At 46.3% G+C, this 11,530-nt stretch carries 12 protein-coding genes; 8 read left to right on the top strand and 4 right to left on the bottom strand.

Annotated elements, in window-relative coordinates; all coding sequences use genetic code 11:
• Positions 1-39: 39 nt before the first annotated feature.
• The 5 genes from folK (at position 40) to A8C56_RS03300 (ending at position 4,584) form a co-directional block, all read left to right on the top strand.
• Positions 40-519: a 2-amino-4-hydroxy-6-hydroxymethyldihydropteridine diphosphokinase gene (gene folK, locus A8C56_RS03320; RefSeq protein ID WP_067752041.1), complete on the top strand. Its 480-nt coding sequence runs from the start codon at positions 40-42 to the stop codon at positions 517-519.
• 35 nt (positions 520-554) lie between these two features.
• Positions 555-1,187, top strand: coding sequence for a deoxynucleoside kinase (locus A8C56_RS03315; RefSeq protein WP_067752039.1), 633 nt, complete (start codon positions 555-557; stop codon positions 1,185-1,187).
• 29 nt (positions 1,188-1,216) lie between these two features.
• Positions 1,217-2,479, top strand: coding sequence for an MFS transporter (locus A8C56_RS03310; protein ID WP_067752036.1), 1,263 nt, complete (start codon positions 1,217-1,219; stop codon positions 2,477-2,479).
• A gap of 132 nt (positions 2,480-2,611) precedes the next feature.
• Positions 2,612-3,136: a hypothetical protein gene (locus A8C56_RS03305; protein ID WP_067752033.1), complete on the top strand. Its 525-nt coding sequence runs from the start codon at positions 2,612-2,614 to the stop codon at positions 3,134-3,136.
• Positions 3,137-3,318: 182 nt separating this feature from the next.
• Positions 3,319-4,584: a CinA family nicotinamide mononucleotide deamidase-related protein gene (locus A8C56_RS03300; RefSeq protein WP_067752029.1), complete on the top strand. Its 1,266-nt coding sequence runs from the start codon at positions 3,319-3,321 to the stop codon at positions 4,582-4,584.
• A 26-nt stretch (positions 4,585-4,610) separates the two neighbouring features.
• Here A8C56_RS03300 and A8C56_RS03295 read toward each other — a convergent pair whose 3' ends face one another.
• On the bottom strand, positions 4,611-5,135 hold the full coding sequence (locus A8C56_RS03295) for a 5' nucleotidase, NT5C type (RefSeq protein ID WP_067752026.1): 525 nt from the start codon (positions 5,133-5,135) through the stop codon (positions 4,611-4,613).
• A 436-nt stretch (positions 5,136-5,571) separates the two neighbouring features.
• Between A8C56_RS03295 and A8C56_RS03290 the strand changes: the two genes are divergently transcribed.
• Together A8C56_RS03290 and A8C56_RS03285 are read left to right on the top strand one after the other, a co-directional pair.
• Entirely contained in the window at positions 5,572-7,140 is a 1,569-nt protein-coding gene (locus tag A8C56_RS03290) for a carboxylesterase/lipase family protein (protein ID WP_067752023.1), read from the top strand.
• 162 nt (positions 7,141-7,302) lie between these two features.
• The gene (locus A8C56_RS03285; RefSeq protein WP_067752020.1) at positions 7,303-7,542 is read left to right on the top strand and encodes a hypothetical protein; all 240 of its coding nucleotides are present in this window, start codon (positions 7,303-7,305) and stop codon (positions 7,540-7,542) included.
• Positions 7,543-7,718: 176 nt separating this feature from the next.
• On the opposite strand, the gene A8C56_RS03280 is transcribed toward A8C56_RS03285, so the two are convergent.
• Both A8C56_RS03280 and A8C56_RS03275 read right to left on the bottom strand, forming a co-directional pair.
• A complete protein-coding gene (locus A8C56_RS03280; RefSeq protein WP_067752018.1) occupies positions 7,719-8,240 on the bottom strand; it encodes a GNAT family N-acetyltransferase in 522 nt (173 codons plus the stop codon).
• Positions 8,241-8,507: 267 nt separating this feature from the next.
• Positions 8,508-9,638 (bottom strand): DUF3810 domain-containing protein, encoded by a 1,131-nt coding sequence (locus A8C56_RS03275; RefSeq protein WP_245645730.1) that lies wholly within the window; start codon positions 9,636-9,638, stop codon positions 8,508-8,510.
• Positions 9,639-9,743: 105 nt separating this feature from the next.
• Between A8C56_RS03275 and A8C56_RS03270 the strand changes: the two genes are divergently transcribed.
• The gene (locus tag A8C56_RS03270) at positions 9,744-10,295 is read left to right on the top strand and encodes a GNAT family N-acetyltransferase (RefSeq protein ID WP_067752015.1); all 552 of its coding nucleotides are present in this window, start codon (positions 9,744-9,746) and stop codon (positions 10,293-10,295) included.
• 1 nt (position 10,296) lies between these two features.
• Here A8C56_RS03270 and A8C56_RS03265 read toward each other — a convergent pair whose 3' ends face one another.
• Entirely contained in the window at positions 10,297-11,490 is a 1,194-nt protein-coding gene (locus A8C56_RS03265; RefSeq protein WP_067752012.1) for a M20 metallopeptidase family protein, read from the bottom strand.
• Positions 11,491-11,530: the final 40 nt, after the last annotated feature.

The raw sequence follows: 11,530 nt of genomic DNA, 5'->3' as shown, positions 1-11,530 counted from the left end.
ACGCCAAAATTAAAGATATTTGGCCTCCATATTACATAAATGAATGAAGCGTACTTATTAATTGGTGGAAATTTAGGTAACCGGTCAAAAAACCTGGAAAAAGCACGGATTTTGACCGGTGAGCGGATCGGTCCGATTGTACGGGCCTCCTCTGTTTATGAAACCGAAGCCTGGGGCATTACTGATCAGCCGGACTTTTACAACCAGGTTCTTTTGGTAACAACGGAGCTGCAGCCGGAACCGTTAATGCGCGCCTTATTGGGTATAGAAAATGAGATGGGCCGTATAAGGAGGGAACGGTATGGCCCCAGGATCATTGATATCGATCTGCTACTGTATAATGATCTCGTTTATAACAGCAATATTGTATCCATTCCCCATCCCCGCATTCCGGAAAGAAGATTTGTGCTGGAGCCCCTGCATGAAATCGCCCCGGATAAAATGCACCCGCTCCTTCATCAATCCGTCAGCCGGTTGCTGGAAGCCTGCCCGGATACTTCTTTTGTAAAAAAACAGTAAGGTTTCAAATTTGTAGGTACCTTGCACCGCTTATTATGCAGTATGATTTCATAACCATAGAGGGCAACATCGGCGCCGGCAAAACAACGCTGGCTACCGCTTTAAGCAAAAAGCTAAATGCCCGTTTGGTTTTGGAAGCTTTTGCAGACAACCCATTCCTGCCCAAATTTTATGAACATCCGCAGCAATATGCCTTTCCCCTGGAACTGTTCTTTATGGCAGAGCGGTATAAGCAGTTACAGGAGCTGCTGGCGCAAAGAAGCATTTTCCAAAAGCTTACCATCAGCGATTATCTGTTCACAAAGTCTTTGCTGTTTGCAAAAGTGACCCTGTCTGAAGACGAATATAAATTATACCAGCGTTTATTTGAAATTGTACAGCAGCAGTTGGTTCAGCCGCAGCTGCTGATCTATCTGCACGCCCCGGTAAGAAAGCTGCAGGAAAACATAAAAAAGAGACAACGCTCCTATGAACAGAAAATTCCTGATGATTATTTATATAATATCCAGGAAACCTATTTGCAATACATAAAACAGCTGCCATTTCCCATTTTATTTATAGATGCATCACATGCCGATTTTATCAATACCGACCGGCATTTGACTGTGATCATTGATGCGCTTGATCAGACCTATGACCGCGGCATCCACCCTATTTACTTGCCATAAGACGGACAATTCCTAATTTTGTGGCCCCGATGGAAGAAGAACAACAACCCTCAATACAAATAACAAATGACCCGCTGGCTGCGGTACGCATCCCTGAATACAGGAATCTGATGACCGGAAGATTTTTATTCGTATGCGCTATGCGTATGATCACAACGGTTGTGGGCTGGTGGATCTACCAGTTAACCAGGGATCCGCTGGCAATCGGACTCATCGGCCTGTCTGAAGTGATACCAGCCTTATCGCTGGCGCTGTATTCCGGCCACAAGGTGGATATCAGCGATAAAAAAAAGTTGCTGCTTCGTTCTATTTCCGGATATTTTGCGGCGGCCTGTTTCTTATTATTTCTTTCTTCCGGCTCCGCAAAGGCCGTTTTTCATACCAGGCATATTGAGTGGTTCATTTACGGAACCTTCTTCTGCACCGGTATCTTAAGATCATTTGTGGGGCCTTCTTTTACCTCAATGATCGCTACCATCGTGCCCAAAAAACTATTACAGAATGCCACCACCTGGAACCAGGGCACCTGGCTTTCTGCCTCTGTTACAGGGCATGCACTGGGCGGTTTTTTAATAGCATTTGTTGGCATCAGCAATACGTTGGCAGTAATAGCCACTTTTATCCTGCTGGCTTTGCTGGCGCTTACCCAGTTAAAGCCCAAGCCACCATTTAAAGGCAATTTTGAAAAGAAAACCTGGGAAAGCGTTAAAGAAGGGCTGAAGTTTGTATTCAGTACAAAGGCATTGCTGGCGGCCATGGCCCTGGATATGTTTGCTGTACTCTTCGGGGGTGCCGTTGCCCTGATACCCGTATTTGCCAGTGATATCTTAAAGATCGGCCCGATCGGGTTTGGATGGCTCAATGCAGCCTCAGATATCGGCGCGATCATTATCGTAATCATTCTTACCTTGTCGCCTATGAAAAAAGCCCAGGGCAAAAAAATGCTGATCGCTGTTGCAGGTTACGGGGTCTGCATCATCCTTTTTGGCAGTTCAAAATGGTTCCTGCTCTCCTTCTTTGCGCTGATGATCTCGGGCATCCTGGATGGCATCAGTGTAGTGGTAAGAGGCACTGTAATGCAGTTGCTGACGCCAGATCATATGCGGGGGCGTGTCAGCAGTGTCAGCGGTATGTTTGTAACCAGCAGCAATGAGCTGGGCCAGTTTGAGAGTGGCGTTATGTCCCGCCTTATGGGCGTGATCCCCTCTGTGCTGTTTGGCGGGTGCATGACCATAGCCGTTGTAGCTACCACCTGGTTCAAGGCGCCCACACTGAGAAAATTTGAGTACTGATATCGCCGGTAAAGCTGCCGCGAATGCACGAATAGTGCTATTGCCTGCCGGGCAGAACGCGATTTCCCGGCAGGCATACACCACTTTAAGAATTATAAAGAGTATAAGCATATAAACCGGATACGCTTACGAATGACAAAAAGAAGACTCATAAAACGATTAACCTGGTATTATCCGGCAGAGCTTTCCGGAGCCATTACTTTTTCATGTTGTTTTCTTCTTGTTCTTACTCTGTTTCCTGTTGTAAATGCGCTCTTTCTTCTTTACGGGCTTTTCCTGTTCTCATTTATCCTGTGGCAGGGACAGCATTACTGGAAATTAAAACTAAGAAGTTTAAAGGGGGTTAAGATTCAACAGGCAAAAAATCTTGCGCTGTTCAAAAGGGCCAGACAAACCAATTTACTGCTCATCTGTTTTATACCGGTCATTTTATCAATTCAGCTCTATTATTCCGGCCGGACGCTACTCTCAAAAAATTTAACCGCGTATGGAATCATCGCTAACCTGATGGGGATTCTTGAGTATATCAATTATTATGTCAAACAGATAATGATCGACAACAAATATGATCTTGAATATTTAATAAAAAATAAAAAACTGAAAACACCTGGCCTGATAAAAGACCTGAGAGCTCATAACCTGCAGACCCGAAGCTGATCCGCTATGCTAAAATAAAGGCTGACAGAAGCTATAAATACATCTTCAGCCCTCAATACTGCTGATTTTGAGAAAACAGCTGATGATTTACTTTTGTGCCATCCCAAAAGTTTCCATTACTGCACCAGACATCCTTCAAATCGAATAAATTCAGGATATTTGCTCCTCATTGAACAACAATTATGAACGCATCCATTATTACGATAGGAGATGAATTACTGATCGGCCAGACCATTGATACCAACAGCGCTTTTATTGCGCAGGAATTTAATAAGGTGGGCATTTGGGTGAAACGCCGTGTTGCCGTCGGCGATGTGGCTGCAGATATTGAGCATGCCCTGGATGAGGAGGCGCAGCAATCACAAATCATTATCCTTACAGGCGGTCTGGGACCGACCGCTGACGATATTACCAAACCTTTGCTGAATCACTATTTTAACGGTAAAATGGTCATTGATCCCGGTGTGGCCAAACACATTGAATACCTTTTCCGGGAAGTTTACCGGAGGCCGGGGCCTATTTCGGAAAGAAATAAAAAACAGGCGGAAGTACCGGACGTGGCAAAGGTATTGCATAACGCAAACGGTTCTGCGCCGGGTATGTGGTTTGAGAAAATGATTAACAACAGGAAAACCGTTTTTATTGCACTGCCCGGCGTTCCGCATGAAATGAAGGGACTGCTCTCAGATGAGGTCATCCCCCGATTATTACAGCATTTTAAATTCCCACATATCCTTCACCGTACAGCAGTGACCGCAGGCATGGGTGAATCTTATGTGGCCGAACGGTTAATTGACTTTGAGGCAAAACTCCCCAAACAGATAAAGCTGGCCTACCTGCCCAGCTACGGAATGGTAAAACTGCGGCTCACCTGCCAGGGTACCCATATCCGGAAGATGGAAGAAGAAACAGACCTGCTGTTTGAGGAAATGACATTCCTCCTGCAAGACATCCTGCTTTCAAAAAAAGATGAGCCGGTTGAAGCGGTTATCGGTCACCTGCTGCTGCAACAGGGAAAAACAATGGCAACCGCCGAAAGCTGCACCGGGGGCAATATTGCCCATGCCATTACGCGCATACCCGGTTCCTCAAAATATTACAGGGGCAGTATTGTATCTTATGACAATACCATAAAGGAAGCATTGCTGCAGGTGCCGGCAGGCATATTACAGGCGCAGGGTGCTGTAAGCAGTGAAACCGTGGAAGCAATGGTAAAGGGAGCCCTGCAACAACTAGGAACGGATTATGCCGTAGCCACATCCGGTATTATGGGGCCGGACGGGGGCAGCGACCGTAAACCTGTGGGCACCGTATGGATCGCAGCGGGCAATGAAGAAAAAATAGTGACCCGTTTATTGCAGCTCCGTTTTGAGCGTGAACAGAATATTGAAATTGCCACCATACAGGCACTCCTGCTATTAAGAAAGGTGATCCTGGGAAAAGAATAACAGCTGCTGACAGGTGTTTTGATATCCTACCACTGTGGCAGCAACAGTTCCGCCACTTCCTTCCAGTTATTCACCCGTTCGTGCCTGCCGGGATCAGCCAGCTGATTATGCGGCTGTGTGAACAAAATAGTTTTACCGTTAAAATGATCCAGGTTTTTAAAATGATCATCCAGCATAATATCACCGGAAACCACTTTCTTGGAACCACATAATACCAGCTGCTGCCAGCTTAAAAACGGAAAATGCTGTTGCAGCCACTGGTATTTTTCATAAAGGCTCAGCGGAAACTCCATCGCAGAAGAAACAATAAACAATTCATACTCCCTGTTCAGCTGCTCCATCACTTCAATGCTCCCGGGTATTACCGGCGCCTCCAGAAAAAATCCCGGCGTATTTACATAAATACGCACATTTTTATAGGCTTCCCCCTCTTTTTTCCCTATAATCGCATGGGGCTCCTGGTTTATACCCGATTCTTCTTTTTCATATTTCCGGAACTGACTATAAACATCTGCCAGCACACCATCCATATCCACGATTAAACGTTGCATTTATCTTATTTTTACTTCTCAATACGATGCTTTTTCCAGTGCCCTCATTTTAATTTTTCCTTTCAGGTATATTGACAAAACAGAACGCACACCTGAAAACAGAATGCAGGCTGGAATATGGCCTTGTACCTGCTTATTTGTTGGAAAGCTCATATAAAAGCTCCCGATCTTTTCCCTGCAGATCTGCGACACAAACGATTCTTATAAGATACGGCTCACTGTGGCAGACCCGTCTGCCCCCGTAATAACGGGAAGCTCTTTTATAACAACCCTCTTTTCTTTCTGAGTAATGATCTTGTTCAAGGTTTGTTAACAGGACCGCATTGTACCTGTGTTAACCGCTCAAAGATAAATTTTTACAACCATTTATAAAGATGCACCCACTGCAGCCTGGTAAAAATAATGTATCTTCATAGCCATTATAACACCTGCGCTCATGTTCAAAAATATTTCTGTGCTCCTTTCTTTTTTGATTCTTACGGCCGCATTATCTGCACAGCAGCCACCGGTATTGACCACTGTAAAGAATGGAACGCTGGAAGGCTACCGCGATGCAAAAACGGGCCTGAATATTTTCCTGGGCGTTCCCTTTGCACAACCGCCCACAGGTGATCTGAGATGGAAGGCGCCGCAACCCCTGCACAACTGGACCGGAACGCGCTCTGCAAAAAAATTCGGGCCAAGGCCGGTGCAGACCAATGTTTTCGGAGACATGATCTACCGTTCCGACAGTATGAGCGAGGACTGCCTGTATTTAAACATCTGGGCGCCCTATAATAAGGGCAGCCGGCTGCCGGTGCTGGTTTATTTTTATGGCGGCGGTTTTGTTGCAGGGGAGTCATCCGAGCCACGTTATGATGGTGCTGCAATGGCTCAAAAGGGAATTATAGCGATTACCGTTAACTATCGCCTGAATATATTTGGTTTCTTTGCCCACCCGGAACTGAGCAGGGAAGCAGACTACAAAGCATCCGGCAATTACGGGCTGCTGGACCAGCAGGCTGCGCTGCAATGGGTACATGACAACATTGCTGCATTTGGTGGTGACCCTGACCGCGTTACAATTGCCGGGGAATCTGCAGGCGCTATTTCTGTAAGCGCGCAAATGGCTTCTCCCTTATCAAAGGGTCTGTTTGCCGGAGCTATCGGGGAAAGCGGCGCAGCCATCTACCCTACACTGCCGCCCGTTCCGCTGGACTCCGCGGAGGCCATCGGGAAAACCTTTGCCGATCAGGCAGGTTACCCGACCCTAAAAGAGCTGCGGAGCCTTTCAACAGCAGCGCTGTTCCAGTTGTATAATGACGCCCACCGCTTCGGGTTCCCGGTGGTACTGGATGGTTATTTTCTGCCCAATACCCTGCCCCAGGTTTTTGAAGCACGCCGGCAGGCAATGGTGCCGCTGCTGGTGGGCTGGAACTCAGCCGAAACGGGTGAAGGGGCATTTCTGAAAGGCCTGCCGCCAACAAAAGAAAATTTCACGAATGCAGTGAAGGAAAACTTCCCTGCTGATTTTGAAAAAGTGCTTTCTGTTTTTCCGCATAATAACGCCGATGAAATCAGGCAATCCGCCGCCAACATTGCATCCGACCGCTTTATTGTTTACAGTACCTGGAAATGGTTCGACCTGCACCGGAAAAACAGTAACCAGAAAGTATACCGGTATCTTTTCAGTAAAATAAACCCCAACAACCTTCCGGCAGACAAACAGCCTATCGGCGCCAGCCATGCCAGCGATATCCCCTATTGTATGGGTAACCTGTACCTGCTGCCCCAAATAAAATGGACCGTAGAGGACTACAAAACATCTGAAACCTTCCTGAACTATTTTGCCAACTTTATTAAAAGCAGCGATCCCAATGGCAAAGGACTACCGGAATGGCCCGCTGTAAAGGCCAATGAGGAGCAGCCACCGGTAATGAACATCAACACCAACAGCAAAAAAACAGTTCCTTCAGACCAGCGTTTTCAATTCTGGGAAGCTTATTTTACACAGCAGGCCCGGTGAGCCTGTACATCATTGGGAATTGAGATCCGGGGCTGAAACCTCAAACTTTAAGCTGCAGGCCCTATTGTCAAGATTACAAATTCCGCATATCGAAAACAGCAATTCCGTATCTCGTAATCATACAGGTTCTTTCCGGCAGCAACTTTGCGCCCAAAAACGGACATGCATAAAAAGATAAAGTACCTGTTGTTGCTGATGATAACTGTTTGTGCCAACCACGTGCTGACTTTTGATATTACCGGTGGTGCTGTAAAAGACAGGGTGACCACTACCGATGGAAAACCGGTTGCCTATCTAACCATCCGGCTTCAGGAAGATAAACGGGAACGGTTTACAGAAACTAATGAACAAAGAGCATACCTGCTTAAAAACGTAAAGCCCGCTGAACAACATTGCCAATAAGAAATATTGGTCGCAGTCCTTTACAGCAAACCCACAGCCGCTAAGAAATATAACGGCTACTGTTGCACTGCGGTTCTAACAGTTTTTAATGCCCGGGGAATAAGACCCCGGTGCCTGAAATATGTAGGAACCTGCCCTGTCTGTATCTGTTTATGGAAAAAGAACAATAAAGAGCCTTATACTGCTTCAAATTCTTTGGCATAGATAACTATGCCCGAAACATTTTTGAGCCCGTTCTCCACCAGCTCAACAGCCATAAAAGCCTCATCCGGTACGTCAAAAGGCGCTGTAATATTCCAGTGCGATGCAGGCGTAAACCCAAAGCGTGGATAATAATCATCATGCCCCAAAACAATGGCGGAAAGATATCCTATTTCCCTTGCGCGGTGCAGCCCTTCCCGTATCAGTGCAGAACCAATGCCCTGGTGCTGGTAAGCAGTGCGCACAGCAATGGGCGCTAATGCAAGACTTTCATAGCAATGGCTCAGGCTGTCAATGATCTTGATTTTTGTAAATAAGATATGCCCAAAAATTTCAGTGCCTTTTGTTGCTACCAAAGAAAGCTCAGGAACAAAGGCTTCGCTGCTTCTGAGCTGATCGATCAGCATCGCCTCCTCTGTTCTGCCAAAGGCTTCTTCGTTTACATGAGCAATGGCCTCAAAATCTTCTGTCCGTTCTGCCCGAATCAATACGTCCATCGATCTGAAATTTTATCAAATTTAAAGAATCAGATGTTGAAATAAAGTCAAATTGAAAATCTTTGCAAAGCTTTAAAACTACGAAACCTTTCAGGATGCGGCTGCAGTCCGATACCTATCGGATAAGGATTGAGATCTGGACATCGGAATTAACGGGTAAATTTCAGTATTCAGTTATCAGTGCTCAGTCAGTACCTATCCTTTCAATGTAAAAGAGCCACTCCTTCCTTATTCCTTAGTTCAAATTTTTTATTCCTTAATCCTACTTCATATCGCCGCCCGCCCGTATTTCCTGTACCAGCCGATAAGCCAGATCACCACCTCGTCATAAGAACGGTTGCCGGAAGGCTGGTTATTCGCGCGCAGGTAATTTCCGTAAATCCAGTGAATGACCGGCTCTATACGGTTTTCATATTTCCTGTAAAATTCCCGGTAGGTCTGAAAATCCCTTTTAACCCTGGGATGCAGCGTGCTGTCGTATGCTTTCACTTTCATGGAGTCATACAGGTACAGCTCATTAACCGCATATGCATACATTACAAAATCTGTTGAATACCGGAAATGAACAGAAGGATATGTATGGCTGGTTAAAAAGCTTAAAAAATTTGCTTCGCTTTCTTTTGCATATCCCACCTGGTGCCCCATCTCGTGTGTTACTATAGAGGGCAGCAAAAAAACGGGGATCGTTGTATTGACCTGGGCCTCCCCGGAAAAAGGATTGTAATAGCCCTGAAGCCCTGAATAATTCATCAGCTCGCCAAACAAAGAAGACTTAACAGAGGCCGGCCGGCTGTTCAGAAACGGGTATTGCTGCTGCGCCAGCCGGTAGGCATCCTGACTTTGCTTAAAAAGAAAATCATTATCCAGCAAAGAATCCCTGCCGGCTAGCGACATTTCCGATGCTTCCCTGTTAATACGGTCATGCAGCAGTTGTGCAAGGGTATCCAGATCCCGGGCTGTAATGTTTTTTGTATTTAACCCAAACTGTTCTTCAATGCTCTGCCGGCTGTAGTTGAGCCCCCAGAAAGAATAGAAGATCACATAAATGCACAGGATCGTAAACAGGCATGCCGCCAGGTATTTTTTCCACCGGATGAGGTGCGCCTTCTTTTTGAACAGCCTTTTTATAACCCGGACAATATAGATGATCAGTCCTGTGATAACACCTGCATAAACAATATCCCCGATGCTGAAGGGGAGCCAGCCAAACAAAAAACGCAGCAGTCTGGATATGAAAATATAGACACCGTGCGCGTAATATTTTTCAACAACATCCGGAAAAAAGGAAACTACTTTGATCACTACAGCCAGCACAGCTATTATGACCCATGCCCTATGTTTTCTGACAAACCTGATCAGCTTCATCCAGACAAATGTATTGATTAAATCAGTTTTCATTAATAGGGATCTATTAAATTTCCGGGAAGCATTTTTAGGCCATACGGCTCCGGCTCCTTTTTTTCCCCGGAATCTTGAATTAAGAAATTTCACGTAGGTTTGAGCATGAAAATGGATCCCGTAACGGTTACTTTAAAGAACAGGATTACCGTTCAGATAAGAGCCGCAGTAAAGACAGATGCAGCAGCCCTGCTGGATGTTGGCTGGCGTTACCTGAAGGAAAGCGAGTTCCTGATCACTATGGCTGACGAGTTCAACTTTACAAAACAACAGGAGGAAGCCTGGATCCGCTCATTAAATGAGCGTGAGAACGGCCTCCTGATCGTGGCGGTTGCCCATTCAAAAATAGTGGGGAGCCTGGACCTGAGAGGTGAAGCCAGAACAAAAGTGCGGCATAATGCCATACTGGGCATTGCAATACGCAAGGAATGGCAGCGGGTGGGACTGGGAACGGCACTGATGCAAACTGCTATACGGTGGGCAAAAGAAAAATGCATTTTAAAAAACATCTGGCTGAATGTGCATGCAACCAATGAACCGGCCATTGCTTTATACAGGAAAATGGGATTCACAGACGCAGGTGTTCAGCGAAATTTCATCCGGGAAACCAACGGCAGCTTTACGGATAACCACATAATGGGGTTGACATTAGAATAGGTCACTGATTGCCCAGCCACCGCAGGGCAGCATAGCTCATTCCGCCGCAGCTCAGCTCCAGCACCGCTTCATCAATATTAAAAGTAGCTGTATGCAGGGATGAAGTAAGGTTCTTTGCCGCATTGCCCACTCCCAGTAAATAAAAGAACGCAGGAAGCTCCTGTGCATAATAAGCAAAATCTTCCGCAGCCATCCATACCTCCAGAGGAACAATGTTTTCCCTGCCGGCATATTCACCCAGGTAGCCGGTTATCGCATCCCCGAAGGCCTCATTATTTTTTAAATGCGGGTATCCCTTACGTATCTCAACCAGGCACTCCCCTCCCATTCCGGCAACCAGTGCTGTAGCCAGCTCTTTTATTTTTTTATGCGCTTCATCCCGCCAGCCTTCATTCAGGGTCCTGAACGTACCTTCTATCAGCACTTTATCAGGAATAATATTGATAGCCCCATCTGCTCTTAGCTTTCCAAAAGAAAGCACCGAAGGCATCAGCGGATCTGCATTCCGGCTTACCAGTTGCTGCAAAGCCTGCAGCAAGGTACAGGTGATCATTACCGGGTCAATGCATTTATGCGGTTCCGCCCCGTGCCCTCCTTTTCCGGTCACTTCTATTTTTATTTCGTCCATGGATGCCATAAACAATCCCAACCGTACCCCGATCTTTCCCGCAGGGATCGCCGGCATTACATGCTGCCCCAGCACTGCCTGCACATCGGGGTTTTTCAGACCACCGGCTGCAATGATCTTTGAAGCGCCTCCCGGCAGCATTTCCTCGCCCGGCTGAAAAATGAGCTTCACCGTTCCTGCAAATTCTTTCCGGAGGAACTGAAGTATCCTGGCTACCCCCAATAAGGAAGCCGTATGCACATCATGCCCGCAGGCATGCATCACCCCTTCGTTACAGGACCGGTACTGCACCGTATTTTCCTCCGTAATAGGCAGCGCGTCAATATCTGCACGCAGCGCTATTACCTTTTCTGAAGGATGTTCTCCTTTTATAACCGCTATAACGCCTGTATCAGCAACCGGTTCCCAATTTACTCCCAGCGCATCCAGTTGGGTTTTTATAAAAGCGCAGGTATTCCATTCCCTGAAAGAAAGCTCAGGATGTTGGTGCAGGTGCCGCCGGTTGGCCAGCACCCATTCCTTTACAGAAAATGCTGCTTCTTTTATTAAACTTTTTAAATTATCCATATTTTATCCCTTATAAAAATAAGGTTTGTTTTCAATATCA

The organism is Niabella ginsenosidivorans (assembly GCF_001654455.1).
Taxonomy (GTDB): Bacteria; Bacteroidota; Bacteroidia; order Chitinophagales; family Chitinophagaceae; genus Niabella; species Niabella ginsenosidivorans.
Note: the sequence above shows the minus strand (reverse complement) of the source record. Positions and strands in the feature narration are given on the sequence as shown.